General features: G+C 38.5%; 23 protein-coding genes, 4 tRNA genes, 1 pseudogene and 1 riboswitch. Of the genes and pseudogenes, 17 read left to right on the top strand and 11 right to left on the bottom strand.

Annotated elements, in window-relative coordinates; translation table 11 throughout:
- The first annotated feature begins 87 nt into the window (after positions 1 to 87).
- Positions 88 to 564 carry an SsrA-binding protein SmpB gene (smpB, locus tag O1450_RS03840; protein ID WP_269229759.1) on the top strand — a complete coding sequence of 159 codons (477 nt, stop codon included), beginning with the start codon at positions 88 to 90 and terminating at the stop codon, positions 562 to 564.
- Between the two features lie 41 nt (positions 565 to 605).
- Here smpB and O1450_RS03835 read toward each other — a convergent pair whose 3' ends face one another.
- From O1450_RS03835 to rluD, 3 genes are all read right to left on the bottom strand, one after another.
- Complete coding sequence (locus tag O1450_RS03835; RefSeq protein WP_269229758.1) at positions 606 to 1178, bottom strand: flavodoxin family protein; 573 nt, start codon at positions 1176 to 1178, stop codon at positions 606 to 608.
- Between the two features lie 83 nt (positions 1179 to 1261).
- Complete coding sequence (gene pgeF, locus O1450_RS03830; RefSeq protein ID WP_269229757.1) at positions 1262 to 2002, bottom strand: peptidoglycan editing factor PgeF; 741 nt, start codon at positions 2000 to 2002, stop codon at positions 1262 to 1264.
- Between the two features lie 87 nt (positions 2003 to 2089).
- Positions 2090 to 3139: a 23S rRNA pseudouridine(1911/1915/1917) synthase RluD gene (gene rluD, locus O1450_RS03825; RefSeq protein WP_004663505.1), complete on the bottom strand. Its 1050-nt coding sequence runs from the start codon at positions 3137 to 3139 to the stop codon at positions 2090 to 2092.
- Between the two features lie 71 nt (positions 3140 to 3210).
- Between rluD and O1450_RS03820 the strand changes: the two genes are divergently transcribed.
- Positions 3211 to 4290, top strand: a complete 1080-nt coding sequence (locus O1450_RS03820; protein ID WP_269229756.1) for an outer membrane protein assembly factor BamD — start codon at positions 3211 to 3213, stop codon at positions 4288 to 4290.
- A gap of 129 nt (positions 4291 to 4419) precedes the next feature.
- A complete protein-coding gene (locus O1450_RS03815) occupies positions 4420 to 6306 on the top strand; it encodes a DNA primase (protein WP_269229755.1) in 1887 nt (628 codons plus the stop codon).
- 47 nt (positions 6307 to 6353) lie between these two features.
- On the opposite strand, the gene O1450_RS03810 is transcribed toward O1450_RS03815, so the two are convergent.
- Both O1450_RS03810 and hemA read right to left on the bottom strand, forming a co-directional pair.
- Positions 6354 to 7502: a YadA C-terminal domain-containing protein gene (locus tag O1450_RS03810; RefSeq protein ID WP_269229754.1), complete on the bottom strand. Its 1149-nt coding sequence runs from the start codon at positions 7500 to 7502 to the stop codon at positions 6354 to 6356.
- Positions 7503 to 7677: 175 nt separating this feature from the next.
- Positions 7678 to 8961 carry a glutamyl-tRNA reductase gene (gene hemA, locus O1450_RS03805; protein ID WP_269229753.1) on the bottom strand — a complete coding sequence of 428 codons (1284 nt, stop codon included), beginning with the start codon at positions 8959 to 8961 and terminating at the stop codon, positions 7678 to 7680.
- A 79-nt stretch (positions 8962 to 9040) separates the two neighbouring features.
- Here hemA and O1450_RS03800 point away from each other — a divergent pair, with 79 nt between their 5' ends.
- From O1450_RS03800 to ribB, 12 genes are all read left to right on the top strand, one after another.
- Complete coding sequence (locus O1450_RS03800) at positions 9041 to 10759, top strand: tetratricopeptide repeat protein (RefSeq protein ID WP_269229752.1); 1719 nt, start codon at positions 9041 to 9043, stop codon at positions 10757 to 10759.
- 4 nt (positions 10760 to 10763) lie between these two features.
- On the top strand, positions 10764 to 11345 hold the full coding sequence (gene lolB, locus O1450_RS03795) for a lipoprotein insertase outer membrane protein LolB (RefSeq protein WP_269229751.1): 582 nt from the start codon (positions 10764 to 10766) through the stop codon (positions 11343 to 11345).
- 13 nt (positions 11346 to 11358) lie between these two features.
- On the top strand, positions 11359 to 12192 hold the full coding sequence (gene ispE, locus O1450_RS03790; protein ID WP_269229750.1) for a 4-(cytidine 5'-diphospho)-2-C-methyl-D-erythritol kinase: 834 nt from the start codon (positions 11359 to 11361) through the stop codon (positions 12190 to 12192).
- Positions 12191 to 12265 (top strand) — tRNA-Gln (locus O1450_RS03785). Before ispE ends, O1450_RS03785 begins: the two co-directional genes overlap by 2 nt.
- A 29-nt stretch (positions 12266 to 12294) precedes the next feature.
- Positions 12295 to 12369 (top strand) — tRNA-Gln (locus O1450_RS03780).
- Positions 12370 to 12386: 17 nt separating this feature from the next.
- Positions 12387 to 12461 (top strand) — tRNA-Gln (locus tag O1450_RS03775).
- Positions 12462 to 12546: 85 nt separating this feature from the next.
- A tRNA-Gln gene (locus O1450_RS03770) sits at positions 12547 to 12621 on the top strand.
- Positions 12622 to 12658: 37 nt separating this feature from the next.
- On the top strand, positions 12659 to 13612 hold the full coding sequence (locus O1450_RS03765) for a ribose-phosphate pyrophosphokinase (RefSeq protein WP_004663520.1): 954 nt from the start codon (positions 12659 to 12661) through the stop codon (positions 13610 to 13612).
- Between the two features lie 97 nt (positions 13613 to 13709).
- The gene (rplY, locus tag O1450_RS03760) at positions 13710 to 14006 is read left to right on the top strand and encodes a 50S ribosomal protein L25 (RefSeq protein WP_004663523.1); all 297 of its coding nucleotides are present in this window, start codon (positions 13710 to 13712) and stop codon (positions 14004 to 14006) included.
- Between the two features lie 19 nt (positions 14007 to 14025).
- Positions 14026 to 14607, top strand: coding sequence for an aminoacyl-tRNA hydrolase (pth, locus tag O1450_RS03755; protein ID WP_005158359.1), 582 nt, complete (start codon positions 14026 to 14028; stop codon positions 14605 to 14607).
- A 146-nt stretch (positions 14608 to 14753) separates the two neighbouring features.
- Entirely contained in the window at positions 14754 to 15134 is a 381-nt protein-coding gene (gene panD, locus O1450_RS03750; protein WP_269229749.1) for an aspartate 1-decarboxylase, read from the top strand.
- A gap of 218 nt (positions 15135 to 15352) precedes the next feature.
- Positions 15353 to 15510, top strand: a riboswitch (FMN riboswitch).
- A gap of 94 nt (positions 15511 to 15604) precedes the next feature.
- Positions 15605 to 16264, top strand: coding sequence for a 3,4-dihydroxy-2-butanone-4-phosphate synthase (gene ribB / locus O1450_RS03745; RefSeq protein ID WP_269229748.1), 660 nt, complete (start codon positions 15605 to 15607; stop codon positions 16262 to 16264).
- A 50-nt stretch (positions 16265 to 16314) separates the two neighbouring features.
- Here ribB and O1450_RS03740 read toward each other — a convergent pair whose 3' ends face one another.
- Entirely contained in the window at positions 16315 to 16989 is a 675-nt protein-coding gene (locus tag O1450_RS03740) for an HAD-IA family hydrolase (RefSeq protein ID WP_269229747.1), read from the bottom strand.
- 93 nt (positions 16990 to 17082) lie between these two features.
- Between O1450_RS03740 and O1450_RS03735 the strand changes: the two genes are divergently transcribed.
- Positions 17083 to 17850 (top strand): hydroxymethylpyrimidine/phosphomethylpyrimidine kinase, encoded by a 768-nt coding sequence (locus tag O1450_RS03735; RefSeq protein ID WP_269230410.1) that lies wholly within the window; start codon positions 17083 to 17085, stop codon positions 17848 to 17850.
- A gap of 57 nt (positions 17851 to 17907) precedes the next feature.
- Here O1450_RS03735 and O1450_RS03730 read toward each other — a convergent pair.
- Positions 17908 to 18599: pseudogene (locus tag O1450_RS03730) on the bottom strand (SDR family NAD(P)-dependent oxidoreductase).
- A 10-nt stretch (positions 18600 to 18609) separates the two neighbouring features.
- The gene (locus O1450_RS03725; protein ID WP_331276170.1) at positions 18610 to 19206 is read right to left on the bottom strand and encodes a glutathione S-transferase family protein; all 597 of its coding nucleotides are present in this window, start codon (positions 19204 to 19206) and stop codon (positions 18610 to 18612) included.
- 75 nt (positions 19207 to 19281) lie between these two features.
- On the opposite strand from O1450_RS03725, the gene O1450_RS03720 reads away from it, so the two are divergent.
- Positions 19282 to 19800: a TetR/AcrR family transcriptional regulator gene (locus O1450_RS03720; protein WP_269229745.1), complete on the top strand. Its 519-nt coding sequence runs from the start codon at positions 19282 to 19284 to the stop codon at positions 19798 to 19800.
- Positions 19801 to 19988: 188 nt separating this feature from the next.
- On the opposite strand, the gene O1450_RS03715 is transcribed toward O1450_RS03720, so the two are convergent.
- The 3 genes from O1450_RS03715 to acpP (O1450_RS03705) form a co-directional block, all read right to left on the bottom strand.
- Positions 19989 to 20231 carry an acyl carrier protein gene (locus tag O1450_RS03715; protein WP_269229744.1) on the bottom strand — a complete coding sequence of 81 codons (243 nt, stop codon included), beginning with the start codon at positions 20229 to 20231 and terminating at the stop codon, positions 19989 to 19991.
- 173 nt (positions 20232 to 20404) lie between these two features.
- Complete coding sequence (gene acpP, locus O1450_RS03710; RefSeq protein WP_269229743.1) at positions 20405 to 20653, bottom strand: acyl carrier protein; 249 nt, start codon at positions 20651 to 20653, stop codon at positions 20405 to 20407.
- A gap of 185 nt (positions 20654 to 20838) precedes the next feature.
- Positions 20839 to 21075 carry an acyl carrier protein gene (gene acpP, locus O1450_RS03705; RefSeq protein WP_004655272.1) on the bottom strand — a complete coding sequence of 79 codons (237 nt, stop codon included), beginning with the start codon at positions 21073 to 21075 and terminating at the stop codon, positions 20839 to 20841.
- Positions 21076 to 21131: the final 56 nt, after the last annotated feature.

Raw genomic sequence — 21131 nt, 5'->3', positions numbered from 1 at the left:
AAATTTAGCTCTAAACGCGAAATTGCTAAACGATGGAAAAAGATTGCATTTTACGGCACAATAGATGTAATTGTGGAAGTTTGAATTATGGCGCAAGCAACAGTAGTTAAAAAACATAATGGTGGCACGATTGCTCAGAATAAAAGAGCGCGTCACGATTACTTTATCGAAGAAAAATTTGAAGCAGGCATGTCCCTCCTAGGTTGGGAGGTTAAGTCTTTACGTGCAGGTCGTATGACTCTGTCCGAAAGTTATGTCATTTTTAAAAATGGTGAAGCCTTCTTATTCGGTTCGCAAATTCAGCCGTTATTATCGGCATCAACGCATGTGGTTCCTGAATCTACACGAACACGTAAGTTATTACTTTCTCGTCGCGAACTAGAAAAACTTTTAGGTGCCGTTAATCAAAAAGGCTATTCATGTGTACCTTTAGCATGTTATTGGAAAGGTCATTTGGTGAAGCTAGAAATCGCACTTGTTAAAGGTAAGCAATTACACGACAAACGTGCAACTGAAAAAGACCGTGATTGGCAACGTGATAAAGCACGAATGTTACATAAATAATAAAAAAACCTCCGAATTGGAGGTTTTTTTATTATGAAGTATTAAATCACTACATGCTTTAATCGCAGTTCAGCCAAGTATTTCCCAAACTTGCGTGCGGTTTCTAAATCCCCTTCGGGCGGTGTAATTTCAACGCTAGCGTTATCGGACTGCGTCATTAAACCCAGAAAGCTCGACATCCGATTAATATCCGAAGGGCTTCTTCCTGTTGGCATAAATGGCAAACCAGCCCATAACATACCATGTTGCATCGCAAATAAATTAATTTGCTGTAATACCGCCAATTTGTCTCCGCTGAGACCACCACCGTTAGTAAAACCCGCAGCCAATTTCCCCTGCCATGTACGCGCCAACCAACGTTTAGAAGAATCTTCCATAAACTGTTTTAAAGCAGAGGTTAAGCTCCCCATATACGTTGGGCAACCCATCACGATTACATCTGCTTGATCTAATAAATCCCATTGCGGTGCAGCCACAGAAAGTAGATGCACTTCGGCTCCCGCTTGTTCAGCGCCTTGTGCGATATATTGTGCAACCTTAGCTGTGTGCCCATAAGGACTATGGTAAATCACACAAACTTTGATTTGGGGAGTAATTTGCTCAATAACAGACATGGATAATTTAAAAACCAATGAATTAAATCAAGTTTAACATTTTTGAATGTCACAAGGTGAATCAACAATACTCCAAATATGATTTATTGCATAAATACAAAGGTCGCCATCCGCCCCGTTTTTGCATCACGTCGATAAGAAAAGTAATCTTGGTCTTGTTGATACGAACACTGATCACCACCCAATACTGTTTCCACACCTAAACTGTTTAAAATAAATCGGGCAATTGCATACAAATCAGCCTGATATTTACCTTCAATTTGACCTGAAATAAAAGCAACAGCTAATTCAGGATATTTCTCACAGAAAATGGCTTTTACTTCAGCCCCGACTTCAAAGCAAGGTTGGCTGATCGCAGCGCCTAACCACGCCCAAGTTGGCTGAGATTTCATTTCAGTCACGGTATTTTCGATAATTCCATTAGCCAAACCACGCCAACCTGCGTGCAAATTAGCGACTTCTGTACCTTCGGCATTACCCAAAACAATAGGCAAACAATCAGCTGTCATCATCATTAAAGCATGACCTGCTTTTTGCGTAACTAAGCCATCACCTTCAAGTGCAATAAATGGAATTTGCTCGTTAATCGTATGACAAATGCTGCTATGCGTTTGTGTCATCCACGTGATTTTATCTACACCAAATGCAGACAACTCATTCAACAATAGCATTCGATGTTGCTGAACACGTTGCGCATCATCATTCACGTGCAAAGCCAGATTAAATCCTGATAGATTTTTATTTTGAGTTGCAATCGTTTGAGGATGCTGAATACCTGTTTGCCCAACATATATTCCTTTGGGCAACCCTTGTACAAATTCCATAAAATCTGTCCTCTTACCAGAATATATCCCTTAGCTTTTGAACGGGAGAAGCTAAACACATCCCCCTTTATTTAAAGAGAACTTTTTTTAATAAGCTTCATTCTCTTGGCGAAGTACTTCAACCAATTGAGTGAAATCCTCTGGCCATGGCGCTTCAAACATCATTTCTTCACCAGTACGCGGATGCACTAAACCTAATTTTGCTGCATGTAAGGCTTGACGTTTAAAACTGCGTAACATGTCAATTAAGACTTCTGATGCACCAGCAGGAAAACGAACACGATTAACATAAACAGGATCACCTACCAAACCATGTCCAAGATAACTAAAATGCACACGAATTTGATGGGTACGTCCTGTTTCAAGTTGAGCCTGAATACGAGTAAAGTCACGGAAACGCTCTTTCACATTGTAATGTGTTACTGCATCACGCCCACCAGGTAAGATCGCCATTTTGACACGGTCAACAGGATGACGTTTAATCGGTTCATCAATTGTGCCACCTGCAATGATATTGCCATACGCAACTAAATCATAAACACGATAAACGGTTTTTTTCGCAAGTTGTTTACTGAGAGAAAATTGAGCTTCCAATGTTTTTGCAACAACCAATAAACCGCTGGTGTCTTTGTCAATACGATGTACCAAACCTGCACGTGAAAGCTCAGCTAGTTTCGGTGCATGATAAAGCAAGGCATTGACCAAAGTACCTGTGGGATTACCAGCACCTGGATGAACCACCATGCCAACTTCTTTATTAATCACAATAATATCATCATCTTCATAGACAATATTGAGAGGAATATTTTCAGGTTGACTCGATGTTTGGGCTTCTAATTCAACATTCAGCGTAAGCAATTCATTGCCTTCGCAACGATATTTAGGTTTTACAATGTTACCATTTACCAACAGATGCCCGTCTTTCATCCACTGTTTAAGCTTTTCACGAGAGAACTCGCTCCAAACCAATGCAGCAACCTGATCAATACGCTGACCTAGATACTCTTCATCGAGTTGAATTTGCAACGATAAACGTGTTGCAGTTGCATCAGAATTATGATTATCTGCATCGACAGAATCTTCAAGTAAGAAATCTGTCTCGGAAAGGTTTGAATTGGAAGATTGTGTTGAAGTCATTTTGATGATCGATACAAAAATGGTTTAATAACACCATTGTAGCTTATTGTCCCAAAAACAGAGGAATTTTTATGTCGCTACCCCATTATAAAATTACCATATTGGCTTTATCTTTAGGCGTAGCGTCTGTATTTGTCGGTTGTAGCAGTAATCCAAGCAAAAAAGAAGTGGTTGATAAAGGCCCACAGTCAAGTGAACAAGTCTATTTTGAAAAAGCACAAAAATCACTTGAACGTAATCAATATACTGATGCTGTTAAATCACTTGAAGCAATAGATACGTATTATCCAACTGGACAATACACGCAACAAGCACAACTTGAACTCCTCTACGCCAAATTTAAACAAAGAGATTATGAAGGTACGATTGCACTGGCAGATCGTTTCATTCGTTTAAATCCACAGCATCCAAATGTTGATTACGCCTACTATGTTCGGGGTGTAGCCAATATGGAAATGAATTACGACAGTTTGATTCGTTATACGTCATTACAACAATCACATCGTGATGTGAGCTACGTTAAAGTCGCTTATCAAAACTTTGTAGACTTGATTCGTCGTTTCCCAAGTAGCCAATATTCAGTAGATGCTGCACAACGTATGAAATTTATCGGTCAAGAATTGGCCGAAAGTGAAATGAATGCGGCGCGTTTCAATATTCAACGTAAAGCATGGTTGGCTGCTGCTGAACGCGCACAATGGGTCATTGAACGCTACCCTCAAACACCACAAACACCAGAAGCACTTGCAACATTAGCTTATAGCTACCAAAAATTAGGCGATCAAGCCACGTCTCAGCAATATATTGATCTCTTAAAACTAAACTATCCAAATTTAGTTAAGGCAAATGGTGAAGTAAATCTTCGTGCTGCTCGTAAAGAAGGTAGTTGGGTCAATCGTGCCACTTTAGGCTTGCTTGGCCGCGAATCTAAAACGGTACAAGTAAAAGAACAAAGCAATGGTGAAACTGAGCAACGCAGCTTAACAAATCGTTTGAGCCTTGGTTTATTAGATAAACCGACAACTGAAGAAAGCGATTCTGCTCCTATTGACGAACCAACCGATAAACCAAGTTGGATGAACCGTTTAAGCTTCGGGCTATTAGATAAGCCTGAGACCAAAGAAACGTGGGGGGCTGATGCTGCAAATTAATTTGCACTCATCAAAACCACAAAACAGGCAAGTCTACCCTTGCCTGTTTTTCATTTTATGCAACAATGAATTCTGACACACTGACTTCAACGAAGATGTTATCTCTCAGTCCAAAATGGTTAAATGTACATGGCAATTCCACAACATACGATTGATCAAATCTTAGATCGAACTGATATCGTCGATTTAATCGGTCAACGTGTGAAGTTAAAAAAGACTGGGCGTACTTACTCGGGCTGTTGTCCATTCCATCAGGAAAAATCTCCATCATTCCATGTATATAGAGATAAGCAGTATTACCACTGCTTTGGGTGTCAAGCCAATGGTAATGCGATTCGCTTCCTCATGGACATTGATAGTCGTAACTTTGTCGATGTGATGAAAGATTTGTCTAATCAGACAGGCATCGAATTACCGAAAGATAATCACGACAATAAAAAACTTTCTTATAAACGCAGTCCTCAACAAATTGCAGCGGCTCAACCAACAAACACGTCAGTCGCTGAAAATCCAGCACCTATTTCTGTAGCAGACGAATTTATAGATGGGCATTTTGTCGATATAGATCGTGTTATGGATGATCCTTTTGCTCAATTTGATCCATCCTTTTATATGGATGAACAAGTTCAAGAAGGTAATCTCTATGACTTATTGGAAAATGTTGCTCAGTTTTATGAACGCCAACTCCCAATCAGTCAAAAAGCACAAAATTATTTCAAACAGCGTGGCTTATCGGCACAAACGATTCAATTTTGGCGTTTAGGTTATGCACCAGAGGATTGGCAGCATTTAGAAAAAGCCTTTCCACAAGATATTGAAGGTTTGAAACAGCTGGGTCTGATTCGCTCTAGTGATAGTGGTCGAGATTTTGATTTATTACGTGAGCGGGTAATTTTTCCGATCCGTGATCATAAAGGACGCGTGGTTGGTTTCGGTGGTCGTGCGCTCAATGATGAAATTAAACCTAAATATATTAACTCACCAGATTCAGAGGTATTCCACAAGAATCAATTGCTTTATGGTTTGTATGAGGGTCGTAAACTCAAAGCCAACGATTGGTTAATGGTCGAAGGCTATATGGACGTGATTGCATTGCAGCAATATGGTATCAATGGTGCTGTCGCAACACTGGGAACAGCCAGTAATGCGGATCATTTAACTACCCTATTTAAACAAAATTCTCGTATTACCATTGCCTTTGACGGGGATGCTGCTGGACAAAAAGCAGCACGACGCACCTTAGAAATTGCGCTACCCTTACTCAATGATGGTCGTGAATTAAAATTCTTTGTGCTTCCGAATGAACATGATCCAGACTCATTAATTCGTCGTGAAGGCTTAGAAAACTTCCAAAAATTATTACAACAGGCACCGCTTTTATCTGACTTTGTGTTTGCCCATTTAACTGGACAGCATGACGTTAGCACGCCAGAAGGTAAAAGTTTAGTCATGGGAGAACTACGTGAATTAACAGAGTTATTACCTAAACATGGCTCATTCCGTTATCTGCTGAGTCAGTCTTTCCGTGAGAAACTCGGTCTAGGCAAACGCTTTACCCCTCAAATCAGCCACGATGCCTCTTTATCTTTTAATATTCAAACCAAAGATGAAGATTTTGCAATCGCAATTTTAATGCATCACCCATTTCTCTATATTCATTTTGAAGAATTACTTGCAGTGATTGACCAAACTGAGCTGCTGGCTAAAGTTTTAGCTGTGCTCAATATTGTATTTGATGATTTACCGGATGATCAGGAATTAGCAACCTATTACGTACTTGGTGCATGTAGTCGTTATAGTCATGAGATTGCCGATGTTATGCAGAGAACCAATATTGAGTCATTAACTCAAGCACCTGAGATTGCTGATAAATTGGCTAAGGACTTTTCATTAAATCTACAAGAAAAATATTTAAAATTAAAACTGAGATCACCTATCTCACTCATCGAATCACGCAATTTACGTCAACAATTAAATGAGTTAACAAAACAGATTAGCTTGAAGTTATTGTCTTAAAAAATCTCTCGTTTAACGAGAGATTTTTTATATCACAACTGATTGAATTACCATTGATATCCAATAGCAGCAGAACCACCAAAATCACCCTGAGTATTACCAGTACCTGCCAACTTATAAATAACTTTATTATCTTCTGAAATTCCACTCATTCCAATTGCAAATCCTTGTTGACCTTTCCAAGTCCCAGTACCTGCACTTACCATACTATAGCCAGCATTACTAGGCTGTGGTAAAGATGCTGTTGCAAGACTTGCTGCAGTAGCTGCATAAGAGTCCTTTTTAAAAGATTGGAAATCTTGATTTAATTGATCCACACGATTATCTATATAAACCTTGGAATTATTTAACATATTAATACCAACCTGATCAGTATATATCCTAGAATCCGTTATAATTTTCTCATTAGACTCTTTAATTTCAGAACGAATAGTTTTAGCAGTCTCAGCAGTAGTTTTATTAGCTAAACTTAATGTTAGTTTATCACCTTCTACTATAGATTTATTTGTGTGAATTATCTCAGCTGTAGTCTCATCTCGTAGATTTTGTACAATGTTATTTGTATAATTTTTAGAATCAATTAGATTCTTTGTAGAAGCTAAATTTAATTGTTTTAAATTAACAGCATGATCATCTTGTTTAGCATCTGCCAAAGAAGAAATATTTGTGCCTTGCAAATCTATATTTTTTGCATTTAGATGCCCACTAACCTGTAGAACATTCGCTAGCTGGTTTTCACTATATAAGGAATTTACATACACATTACTAGCTGAGACATTTCCAGAAAAATTACCACTAATAGTGCCATTAACTTCTAAATCCTTTGCGATAATTTTTTCACCAACTACTAAATTATCACTTATATGGCTATAACCATTTATATATAAATTACCTTTACCGCTTCCTGTAGCTGAAATTTCTACAACTTTATTATTATTTTTATCTGTAATACCTATATTATCAGCTTTTACTTCCTGAGCATTTAGCTCCCCTATTATTGTAGACTTACCATAAAGATAACTTTCCCCCCGAAGATAGAAATAAGCTGACTCTGTGATATCCCCTGAAATTGAAGAAACTACCGCACCTGATGGACTAGTAACACGAATGCTTTCAGTCACAATATCCCCAGCCTGAGCATTAATAGTAATAATATAAATTACTAACGTTTTTAATATTTTTTGCTTTAATTTCATTGCAAACCACCAAAGTATATTTAAAAAAAAGATACTATACTTTTGATTTTTTACGATGCAATTAAAATTTATTAAAATATAATAATAGCTTACAGTACAGCTTAAATATTTAATAAGATATTAAATAAAATCTTAAAAATATAGTTATTTTAAGAAGATTACAAATAATCTAAATTTACTGTCTCGGTTTACGCTCATGCTCAAAGACATCCTGTAGATGTTGCTGTAACCATTCAAAATAATCTGGATTTTCAGCTTTAGCAGCTTCTCTTAATAAAATAGAAGTTGGGTGCATAAGTTTCTGTGATAGGCGATGAGCAAACTCCTGCATGACCTGTTCTGCTGCATGACCATGTTGCAGTAACTCTAGTGCATGTGCCAATTCTTTTTGGCTGACTTCTTCACTGTGCTGACGATAAGCTTGAATGGTGCTACTCGCCTCTTTCACTTTTTGTTGGGTCATCAATTGAGTAGCCAATTGATTCACCATAATTTCAGCTTCAACAGCCGCCTGACGACGTTGCGCTAAATTTTCATCAATCACACTTTGTAAATCATCTACGCCATATAAATACACGTTATCCAATGATTCCACTTTGGGATCAATGTCACGCGGAACAGCTAAATCGACCATCAACATTTGTTGATAGCGACGCTTTTTCAATGCAGCTTTAACGTCTGAATATTCAATCACTTGATACAAACTACCTGTACAACTAGAGACCACATCCGCTCTATGCAAGTTTTGTGCAAGCTCAGCAAAGGGAATAATTTCAACCTCAACTTGATGGGCAATTTCTTGTGCCAAAAGATTCGCACGTTCGCGGCTACGGTTACAAATTAAAATTTTTGCCACCCCCATTTCCGCTAAATGCTTAGCAACCAAACTATTCATTTCACCTGCGGCAACCACCATAACCGTTAACTTTTCAGGGCGGCTAAAAACTTGCAATGCTAACTGAGCAACTGCATAACCCATTGAAACAGCATGGCTACCTACAGAGGTTTCTGAACGAACACGTTTCGCTGCATAAAAAGCATATTCAAAAACACTATTTAGTTCAGGCGACACAGTTTGTGCGTCTTTAGATAAAGCCAAAGCACTTTTAACTTGCCCTAAAATTTGCGGCTCACCCAACATCAAAGAGTCTAAACCACTTGCAACACGCATCAAATGTGTAACAGCTTGAGCATTTTCGTAACGATAAACATGATGAATTAACTGTTTTACATCAATATTATTCACTTGGGCTAACCAAGTCAGAACACTATCAGCATCTTCTGTCATGGCATAAACTTCAGTGCGATTACAAGTTGATACAACAACTAAATCATTCAAAGGTGAATGTTTATTTTGTTCAAGTAATAGCGCAGCTAATCGCTCTGCATTGAAAGCGATTTGTTCACGAAGTTCAACAGAAGCTGTTTGATGGTTGACACCCAATGCAAAGAAAGACATATCAGATCATCATTTCGCTAAATTTATGTTATTGTGCAACATCGGTGTCATAAAAAGCATTACTTTGGATCAATAAAAATTGCGTCAGCTATATCGCCGTACCCTTTTTAGCGGCAAGACGATTCGACGGTATTCTACCACAATCTTGTTGTTAGGTAGCATGAGCTCGTATGTCTCTGCACAAGCAATACACGACATGTATGCAGATAAAAGTTTTGACAGCGCATTACAACAAAGTATGGTGGCTGAATTTTCTCTTGCTTATGATGATATTGCAACTGCTCTACATAATTATACTGTGCTTGCTATTCAAAGTAATTCAACCACCATCAAACAGCGTGCTTTAGATGTCGCCTTAGAATATAACGATTTTCAATCTGCGTTAGATATTGCAACACATTGGGTAGAACAAGAACCCAAAGATGTTCCTGCTTTATTTTACTTATCACATATTGCCCTAAAAACCCATGAATATGAATTGGCAGCAAAAACATTAGACAAAATCTTAAATATTGACCCAACTGCTGATCTCGAACAAATTTTGGCAGGGATTGCACCCGAACAAGCACAAGATCGTGAAATTTTATTAAATGCCTTACGTACCAGTAAAGAACGTGAAAACCCATCTATCTTAGCTTTAATCGCTGGATTAGAAGCGCAAGATGGCTTATATGAGCAAGCATTAAATAATATCAATAAAGCCTTACGTAAACGTTCAAAATCGACCAGTTTCATTTTGATGAAAGCCAATCTATTAATGGCGTTACGCGACGATACTGAAACACAAAAGTGGTTTGCACAAGCCAGTCGAAAAAATAAAACCAATATTGATATACGATTAGCTGAAGCTCGCTATTACATTCAAATCAATCAACAACAGCAAGCATTAGATAAGCTTGAAAGTATTATCAAAGATTATCCAAAAACTGAAGAAGCTTTATTTATTGCTGGCTTAACCAGTATTGATTTAAAACAATACGAAAAAGCTGAACAATATTTAGTTGAATTGCGTTCTTCAGCAAAATATCAGAATGAAGCTTATTACTATCTTGCAATCAATGCGCAACGCAAACAACATTATGAAACTGCCAAAGCATACTATCGACTCGTGGATGGCAGCTTATATATTGTATCTCGACGCAATATGGTCACTATTTTCGAAAAGCAAGGGCAATTAAATGATGCTTTACGCTTTCTTACACAAGAACGGGTGAATTATCCACAACATGCAAGTTTCTTATATCAAGCACAAGCAGATATTTTAAAGAAAACGGATAATAAAAAAGCAGCTTTGGTATTGCTAGATGAAGCGATTAAGAGCTTACCCGATGATCCTGAACTGATTTATGCAGAAGTATTATTGCTGGATCCTTATACCGATCGGGATAAATTAGATAAAACCCTAAAGCAACTTTTAATTATTGAACCCAATAGCCCGACCTATTTAAACGCTTATGCGTATACCTTAGCATTGCAAAATCGTCGTCTAAAAGAAGCACGAAAATATGCAGAACTAGCGCTCAACTTTGCACCTGAACAAGCCTCTATTCTTGATACATTAGGCTATATCGCTTTTCTACAAAATGATTTTGATACCGCAGCCAAAGTCTTGGGACAAGCCTATTCAATTAGCCAAAATATCAATATTGGCGTTCGCTATGCTAAAGCGCTGTATATGCAAGGCGCACTCACACAATTTAGTGAGGTGTTACAGCAATTGAAACAAAAACATGCAAATACCCCACAATTACAACAACTTGATAGCTTAATCTTACCTATCACTGTAAAAAAGAGTTAAATACATGCACTTGTTTTCAAAATTATGTGTCGCGATATGTAGCAGTAGTATTCTAGTATTAACAGGCTGCCAACATCTAAGCCAACCAAATAAGATAATTGCTTCACCACAAGTGCAAGATGAAAATAACTTTAGCTTACAAGGTAAAATAGGTGTACGTACACCACAACAGTCTGGCAGTGCTTTTTTTACATGGGTTCAACAACAAGATCAATTTGATATTGAACTGACTGGAATTTTAGGTGTTGGGAAAACCCAAATTGAAGGAAAACCAGGTCAAGTCACCTTAAATAGTGCCAAAACAGGTCTAATTACGGCAGCTACACCTGAAGAATTACTGGAAAAAGCGACAGGTTGGCAGGCACCGATTATGCACCTTGCCTACTGGGTACAAGCGAAGCCTGCGACGCAAAATGCTCAAGCGAGCAAAGACGAACAAAATCGCTTGAAACAGCTCATTGAAGATGGCTGGACTGTTGATTTTAGCTATAACGATAAGCAAATCCTTCCAAATAAACTTTTGTTGAAGCAAGCACTTGCTGACGATAAAGAAAACCGTATTACAATGGTGATTCAAAACCGATAGATTAGATTCTTTTATGATTAGAGTACCTTCCCCTGCTAAATTGAATTTATTTCTGCATATCACTGGTCGTAGAGACAATGGTTATCATGAATTACAAACTATTTTTCAACTGATTGATTTATATGATTGGATGACTTTTGAGCCAATTGCGGATGGAATGATTCATATTGAAGGCTTAAACGAGGTTGCTCTTGAACAAAACTTAATCTATCGTGCAGCCCAATTACTCAAACCCCATGCAAAAGAACCATGTGGATTAAATATTCAAATAGAGAAAAATATTCCTATGGGTGCTGGTCTTGGCGGCGGTTCATCTAATGCTGCGACCACACTCATTGTACTGAATCAACTGTGGCAATGCAGTTTAAATGAACAGCAACTCGCTGATTATGGTGTGCAATTGGGTGCAGATGTGCCTATCTTTATTTTTGGTCTAAATGCATGGGCAGAAGGCATAGGTGAACATTTATCATTCATAGACTTAGCTCAAAAACAATTCATAATTTTAAAACCTGACTGTTTTATCAGCACTCAAGCACTTTTTTCACAAAAAACATTGACAAGAGATTCTAAGATCACTACATTTTGCGCCTATCAGTTAGAACCTTTTAATTTTAGAAATAACTTTGAACCTTTGGCTCGACAGTTATATCCTGAAGTAGAAGAAGCAATGCAATATTTAGATCAATTTGGTCTAGCAAAGCTTACAGGTACAGGTGCTTGTGTTTTTATTGAAGTAACAAGTGAAATGGATATAAAGAAAATTTTGCAAAATGCGCCTTGTAAAGCTTACTTGGTCAATAGTTTGGCAGAATCTCCTTTAAGAAATTTTTCAGTTACATGTTAGGGGCGTCGCCAAGTGGTAAGGCACCGGGTTTTGATCTCGGCATCCGTTGGTTCGAATCCAGCCGCCCCTGCCAATTTTCATCTGTAGATATATGTAATATATAGGGGCGTCGCCAAGTGGTAAGGCACCGGGTTTTGATCTCGGCATCCGTTGGTTCGAATCCAGCCGCCCCTGCCATTACATATTATCAAATTAGGGGCGTCGCCAAGTGGTAAGGCACCGGGTTTTGATCTCGGCATCCGTTGGTTCGAATCCAGCCGCCCCTGCCATATCTTTAGACAGACTTGTTTTATATCGATACTTGCTCAATTATATTGACATTATCATACAAAACGATTAAAGTTCTGCCGCATTAGGGGCGTCGCCAAGTGGTAAGGCACCGGGTTTTGATCTCGGCATCCGTTGGTTCGAATCCAGCCGCCCCTGCCATCCAAATTCATTATAAGCCAACCGCCAAGGGTGCTTCATGCCCAATCTTGTCGTTTTTAGTGGAAGTGCTCATCCACATTTCGCCCAAAAAGTCGTAAGCCATTTACATATCCCTCTCGGTGCTGCTTCTGTAAGCAAGTTTTCTGATGGTGAAATTTCAGTTGAAATTACTGAAAATGTTCGTGGTAAAGACGTTTTTATCGTTCAATCTACTTGTGCGCCTACCAACGATAACCTGATGGAAATCTTGGTCATGGCTGATGCTTTGCGTCGTGCAAGTGCTGGTCGTATCACTGCAGTCATTCCGTATTTCGGTTATGCACGTCAAGATCGTCGTCCACGTTCTGCTCGTGTTCCAATTACTGCAAAAGTTGTTGCAGACATGCTGACAACTGTAGGTATTGACCGTGTGGTAATGATCGACTTACACGCAGACCAAATTCAAGGTTTCTTCGATATCCCAGTTGATAACATCTATGGTACGCCAGCGTTGTTAGCTGATTTACGTCAACAACAACATGACAACTTAATGGTTGTATCTCCTGACGTAGGTGGTGTTGTTCGTGCACGTGCTGTTGCAAAACAGTTAGGTGATATCGATTTAGCGATTATTGATAAACGTCGCCAAAAAGCAAATGAGTCACAAGTGATGCATTTGATTGGTGATGTAAAAGATCGTGACTGTGTCATTGTTGATGACATGGTAGATACAGCAGGTACGCTTTGCAAAGCTGCAGATGCACTGAAACAATTTGGTGCTCGTCGAGTGATTGCTTATGCGACTCACCCTGTTTTATCAGGCAAAGCGATTGATAACCTTCGTAACTCTGTTATTGATGAACTCGTTGTTACTGACACGATTCCTCTTTCAGATGAAGCAGCAAACTTAGGTAAAATTCGCCAAGTTTCTGTTGCAAGCATGGTTGCTGAAACAATTCGTCGTATCAATAACGAAGAATCTATTAGCGCTATGTTCGATAGTTATCTATAATAGCCCAGCTTTTTTTCTTAAACCCTAGCTCGCTAGGGTTTTTCTATCACTAAACTGGTCGCAAGTTTAGTTACTCAAACTCAATGAGGATATGCCCATGGCAAACTTCGTATTAAACGCTCAAGCACGTGAAGTAGCACAACAAGGGAAAGGTTCGAGCCGCCGCCTTCGCCACGCTGCTCAAATCCCAGCAATCATCTATGGTGGTAGCGCTGAGCCTGTAGCTGTTACTTTAGAGCTTCGTGAAATCGTTAAAGCTTTAGAAAACAATGCTTTCTTCGAAGAAGTTATCGAGATCAAAATCGGTGATAAAGTTGAAAACGTTAAAATCCAAGCGTTACAACGTCACCCAGCTAAAAACACACCTATGCACGCTGACTTCAAACGCGCATAAGTGTTAAAGGCGTAAATTAGTGTCAAATATTTCGCTAATTGTTGGTTTGGGTAATCCTGGTAAGGAATATGCCCAAACCCGCCATAATGCAGGTTTCTGGTTCGTAGAACAGCTTGCAGATCGTTATGGTATTTCTTTAAAGGCTGATCCAAAATTTCATGGATACAGCGGTCGTGGTCAAATTGATGGTCATGACGTACGTTTACTCTTACCTACCACTTTCATGAACCGTTCTGGTCAAAGTGTCGTACCATTTGCCAAATTTTATCAAGTTGCACCTGAAGCAATTCTTGTTGCTCATGATGAACTCGATATGGATCCTGGCATTATTCGTTTAAAATCAGGTGGTGGACATGGCGGACATAATGGTCTTCGCGACATCGTTCCACATATTGGTGCTAATTTCCATCGCTTACGCATAGGAATTGGACATCCTGGTTCTAAAGAACGTGTTTCTGGTCATGTGCTTGGCAAAGCTCCTAGCAGTGAACAAGCTTTAATGGATGCAGCGATTGATCATGCCTTATCAAAAGTGAAAATGCTTGTCGATGGACAAGTTTCACAGGCCATGAATCAAATTAATGCATACAAACCCGCTTAAATTTAAACTGAATTGTTGATCAATCACGCTTGCCATATTGCATTTTTAAGCGCAAAATGCGCATCAAACCGCCTATCGCCAGCGGGAAACGTGACAAGTCAACCAATAAGATATTCATCTTAGGTCTTACTCAGGAGACGCTAGCCATGCTATCTCGTTTATTAAAATGTAAAATTCACCGTGCAGTTGTCACTCATGCAGAACTTCATTACGAAGGTTCTTGTGCAATTGATGGTGTATTAATGGACTTAGCAGGGATTCGTGAATACGAAGAAATCCACGTATGGAACGTAACGAACGGCAAACGCTTCACAACTTATGCAATTCGTGGTGAAGAAGATTCTGGTATCATTTCAGTCAATGGTGGCGCAGCGCACCAAGCTGATGTGGGTGATTTAGTCATTATTGCAACTTTTGGTGATTTCACTGAAGTAGAAGCAAACCTCCACAAACCACGTTTGGTTTATGCAAATCCAGACAATACAGTCAATCACACAGCAAACTGTATTCCTGTGCAAATCGCATAAGCAGTAAAAAATTCCTAAAAAGCCAGTCAATATGAACTGGCTTTTTTTATGGCTGGGTCAATACCAAATGCTAAATGGAACTCATCAAAACAATTCAAAAACAATGATTTCTCCACGACAAAACCGAAACTTCATTTGCTTAAATTCATATTTCAATAGAACGATCCATTTCATAAATAGTTCCCTTTCCTCTCAAAAAACTAGCTATAATCAAAGCACATCGCTTCAGGGCGGGGTGAAATTCCCCACCGGTGGTAAGTTAGGCTTTGATCATCACCGACCTAATCAGCCCACGAGCCTGTATATATATTTATATACTCGCAGATTTGGTGAGATGCCAAAGCCGACGGTATAGTCCGGATGAAAGAAGACGAAATTACCAGAACAACTTTGGTTCGTTTTGGTGCGCGCTTATTTTTACATCAGTCCTGAAATGTTCAACCGTATCCTATTTACGAGAGCGTTTCATTATGTCGAGTTTAATTCAACCCGAACTTTTCTTTTCAGCCCTTTCTCCTGCTGAACAACGTATTCAACAAGCTTTAGAAGACATCCGCCAAGGCAAACCCGTCTTGGTTATGGATGATTTTGACCGCGAAAATGAAGCCGACTTAATTATTGCTGCTGAAACACTCACTGTCGAAACCATGGCACAAATGATTCGTGATGGTTCTGGTATTGTATGTTTATGCTTAACCGAAGAGCTAGCCGATCATTTAGAACTCCCACCAATGGTGGTCGACAATTCTAGCCAATTTAAAACAGCATTCACGGTAACGATCGAAGCAGCTCAAGGCGTTACGACAGGTGTTTCTGCTAAAGATCGCGTAACAACAGTTTTAGCTGCCACTAAAGATGGTGCTATTGCAAGTGACCTCAGTCGCCCAGGTCATGTATTTCCATTACGCGCACGTGATGGCGGTGTATTAACTCGCCGTGGACATACCGAAGGAACCATTGATTTAGCTCGCTTGGCTGGCTTAAAACCATCAGGTGTATTATGTGAATTGACTAATCCAGATGGTTCTATGGCATCAGGTATTCAAGTTTTGGCTTATGCTCAAACACATGGTTTAACACTCATTAGTATTGAAGAATTAGTTCAATATCGCTTGAAGCATAATCTCTAATCAAAGAATAAAAAGCCTCGAATCATCGAGGCTTTCCATTACTTCAATGGTTATGAAACTTTTCGTTCCACATTAAGTTCATCAACTTTGCTGATCAATTGGCTGAATTGTGAGATTTGGGCAATCGGTTGTGCCTGAACGAGTTCTTCTGCTGTTCCATAACCATAATTTACAGCAATGGTTTCAATACCATTGGCACGCGCACCAATCACATCATATTGGCGATCGCCCACCATGATACATTGCCGTGCATCCAACTGCTCTTTTTCCAGAATATAAGCAATCAAATCAGCTTTATTGGTACGCTCACCGGTTAATTCACTACCATACATTTCAGTAAAATATTGATCTAATTCAAAATGAGCCAAAATGCGTTTCGCATAAACAGTCGGTTTTGCTGTCGCTAAAAATAATTGATAACCTTGTACTTGTAACTGTTGCAACGTTTCTACGACTGTTGCATAGACTTCATTTTCAAATAAGCCAGTCACTGAAAAACGCTCGCGATAAGCAAGTAACGCTTGTTCAGCAAAATCATCATCCTGAGTATTTAATAACTTTGCCAAAGAAGCTTTCAACGGAGGTCCAATCGTCCAATCCAAATCAACCTCATCGGCTAAAGGATGACCCAATTTTTCTAAAGCATAACGAATTGAGCGATGAATACCCGCTTTAGGGTCAGTTAAAGTCCCATCTAAATCAATCAGAATATTTTTGATCGTCATTCGTTCAATCTCTTAAAGCCTTACATAACATAGTCGAGAGTTTCTCGAAACTCCCATATACTAGCCTAAATGAGAGAATAAAAGGAAATGGCTGTGCGTCCTACCGTACTATGTTTTTCAGGTTTAGATCCATCGGGTGGTGCTGGCTTACAAGCAGATATTGAAGCAATTGGGCAAAGTGGTGCACATGCAGCAATTGCTTGTACTGCTTTAACCATTCAAAATTCGCAACAAGTGTTTGGTTTTGAAGCCACTTCAAAAGAGTTACTACTTGCTCAAGCAAATGCGGTAGTGGGTGATTTACCCATTAAATGTGTAAAATCAGGCATGCTGGGTACAACCGATAATATCGCAGCCTTAGCTGAGTTTTTAGGTCAACATCCAGATTATCTATATGTACTCGATCCAGTTTTAGTGGCAAATAGCGGAGGTTCACTCGGTGATCAAGCAACATTAGTTAAAGCATTTGTTGAATTAATTCCATTGGCAACCGTGATCACCCCCAATACCGTTGAATTAAGAGCCTTAACAGGTATTGATGATATTGAGCAAGCCACTCAAAAATTATTTGAAATGGGCGCAAAAGCGGTATTGGTGAAAGGTGGACATGAAGATACACCTGATCATATTCGCAATGTACTTTATACTGACGGCAAAATGATTGCTGAAAGCCATTGCCCTCGTTTAGAAGGTCAATATCATGGTTCAGGCTGTTCTTTGGCAAGCTTCATTGCAGGGCGTTTGGCTTTAGGCGATTCTTTAAAAATCGCCGTTCAACATGCCGAAACATGGTTGTTTGGCGTATTAAAACAGGCTGAGACACCTGTACCCAATGGGCAAAAGGTTCCAAAACGCTTTTAATACTTTAGTGGCAATGAATAGAAATATGCAGGTTTCTATTCATTTGCTCAAGATACACTAACGATAGTTCACACCATTATTCAAATCAAAAACTTCACCACTTAAACAATTGGGTGCTGCATCCGCTAACCAAAATGCCATATCTGCAATTTCTTGTGCTTGGCAAAACTGCTGATTCAAAGTGGCTTCTTTTAAACGTTTCTGTCTCTCAATCGGAATCTTTTGCATCATCTGAGTTTCAACAGGACCAGGTGCGAGGCTAAAGGTTTGAATATGATACTGGGCATGACTTCAAGCTAAACTACGCATCCCATTTATCAACCCTGCTTTTGAAATTCCATACCAAATATCAGGATGTCCCATTTGCCCTGCAATAGAAGCAAGACTGATAATTCGTCCAGCTTGCTGCGTTTTAAATATCTTTTCAGCAACATCAATACTCAACTGCATGGTATGAATCAGATTTACATTCATAATTTTTGCATTTCTTCCCATGTATATGAACTTGCTGTAAGTGTATTCATATAACCAGCATTATTAATCAGAATATCAAACTGCCCAATCTGCTGAATTGCGTTCTCAAGCTGATCATAATGCAGCATATCTGCTTGCCAATGATGTAAATTAGGATGTGAATATTGTGGTACATGGCGAGAAATATTATGCACTTCATAATGCTGATCTAAGAGTTTCTGGGCAATTGCTTGCCCAATCCCTTGACTTGCTCCAGTGATAACCACTTTTTTCATCATCAACCTATTATTCATCTAATTCAATAAAATGCGGTAATTGTTGGAAACATGCTAGCCAAGCTTGAACATCTGGATATTGATCTAATTCAATGTTTCCTTGATGCGCTAAAGCGATGTAGGGGTAACAGGCAATGTCTGCAATCGTAGCTGATTCACCAACCAACCAATGTCTTGTTTTTAAATGTTGATTTACAACTGCTAATGATGCATGTGACATTGCAGTCGCATTTTCGATATCAATATTTGGTTTTTTAATCAGATAAAATGCTCGTGCTGCCGATAAAGTAGAAGCAATTCTTTGATTGGCAAAAAACAACCACTCTAAAACATGCGTCATTGCAATTGTTTCTTGAGGAAACCAAAGCTGATGAGCATCATATGTTCTAGCGAGATAGCACAAGATTGCTTGAGAATCATGGATATGCCTCCCCTGATCTTCTAGCACAGGAATCTGCCCTAAAGGATTCAGTTTTAAAAAATGCTCTGTCTTTTGCTCTTGGTCAGCTAAATTTATAGAGACTTTTTCGTAGTCTAAATTCAGAAATGAAAGTAACAATCTGATTTTGTAACAATTTCCTGAGATTACAGTATTATAAAGTTTGATTGTCATCTTCTTTTGTGGTTATAGTTTTACTGTACCGAACGATCGGTGCAAGAACAAGTGATCTGAGTAATTTTTATGGATAAACCAACATTGATTCGATCTTTGTTAAGTATTTTTAGAGAATACGGCTATGAAGGTGCATCTTTATCTAAAATCTCAGATCGTACAGGTTTAGGTAAAGCCAGTTTGTACCATCATTTTCCAAATGGAAAACAACAAATGGCACAAGAGGTTTTGAGCTATTTAGAACAATGGCGCGAAGACAATATTTTTACTCATCTACAAAGCAGTACCCCACCCATTGAACGCTTAGAAGCTTTAACAAATTCATTGAAGCAGGTGTACGAAAATGGTCATGTGGCATGCATTTTGGCAGTTTTGACCTTGAGTGAAGCTCACCAAATCTTCTTACCTCAAATCCAACCTGTCTTTTTAAGATTGATTGAAAACATTGCACTCGTTTTACAAGATGCAGGAATGACAGAGGATCAAGCTTTAGAACGGGCACAAGATACCGTGATATGCATTCAAGGGGCTTTAATCTTATCTAGAGCATTACAAAGCCCAACACCTTTTTTTACAATTAATGGATAAACTTCCTAAACAATTATTAAATCATATTTGAATTCTATAAAAAGGCGCATAGTGCGCCTTCTTGACTTGACGCAATGATCATCATAAGTACGTCTTGTAAATCTATGTATATTTTTAAGTTAATTCTTCATAGAGAACCACAAAAATGACTCCATGCTGCTTTCGATCAGCTCAAAGCATCATGCAATTTACGCATCTTCTCCCACAATATTCGCCATATAATCAATTGCAGATCGAACTGTGATAATTTTCTCTGCCTCTTCATATGGAATTTGAATACCAAACTCTCCTTCCAAAGCCATAATGAGTTCAACTACAGCCAATGAATCAGCACCTAAATCCTCTGTAAAAGATGCGTTAGGCAAAACCTCATCTTCATCCACACGCAATTCTTCAATGATGATTTCTTTAATACGTTTTGCGATATCCATAAAATTCCCTTTTGTTGTTATGATCTAATAAATTATTTTTAATAGCATAAACTTTATACACTCAAATAAATTATTTGCATATTAATAGTTTGTTTTTTCTTGTAAAAATATGTATTTATTCTTTCAAGCATAAAATTAAATATCTAAAAAATCAGCTTTTTCTTAGCTTAAATCTAACTATCTTCTCCTACATGAGCTGCCACATAATCAATAGCATTACGGACTGAGAGAATTTTTTCTGCCTCTTCATCTGGAATCTCAATACCAAACTCTTCTTCAAAAGCCATAATCAGCTCAACAACATCCAAAGAGTCAGCGCCTAAATCATCTATAAAAGTTGCATTTGGTACAACTTCATCTTCATCTTCATCTTCACCAAGCTGCTCAATGATGATTTGTTTAATACGGTTGTCTATATTCATAAAGTTTCCTTTTGTTTTTATGATTTAGTAAGTTATTTTAAATAGAGTAAATTTTATACATCTAAATAAATTATTCTCATATTTATCGTTTATTTTTCTTGTAAGATATTTTTACATCTATTCATATGAAAAGTTGAACATATAAAAAAGCCACCGAAAAGGTGGCTTTTAATCATGCGATATGATTAACCAAGTTTTTTGGTTACATAATCAATTGCAGATTGAACAGTCGTGATTTCATTAGAATCTTCGTCTGGAATCGTGATGTCAAAATCATTTTCGAAAGACATTACAAGTTCAACCAAATCTAAAGAGTCAGCACCTAAGTCATCCATAAAAGATGCTTCGTTTTTAATCTCTTCGGCACGCATACCTAATTGTTCAGCTACAGCTTGTTTGATGCGTTGTTCGATATCGCTCACAGGAATTCTCCTCATTGCTTGTGGCGTTTTAATTTGCCACTAGTTTAATTGAATAT

It is taken from the genome of Acinetobacter sp. TR11 (assembly GCF_027105035.1).
Taxonomy (GTDB): domain Bacteria; phylum Pseudomonadota; class Gammaproteobacteria; order Pseudomonadales; family Moraxellaceae; genus Acinetobacter.
The sequence above is the reverse complement of the archived record's forward strand: the minus strand, read 5'-3'. Positions and strand labels throughout refer to the sequence as shown.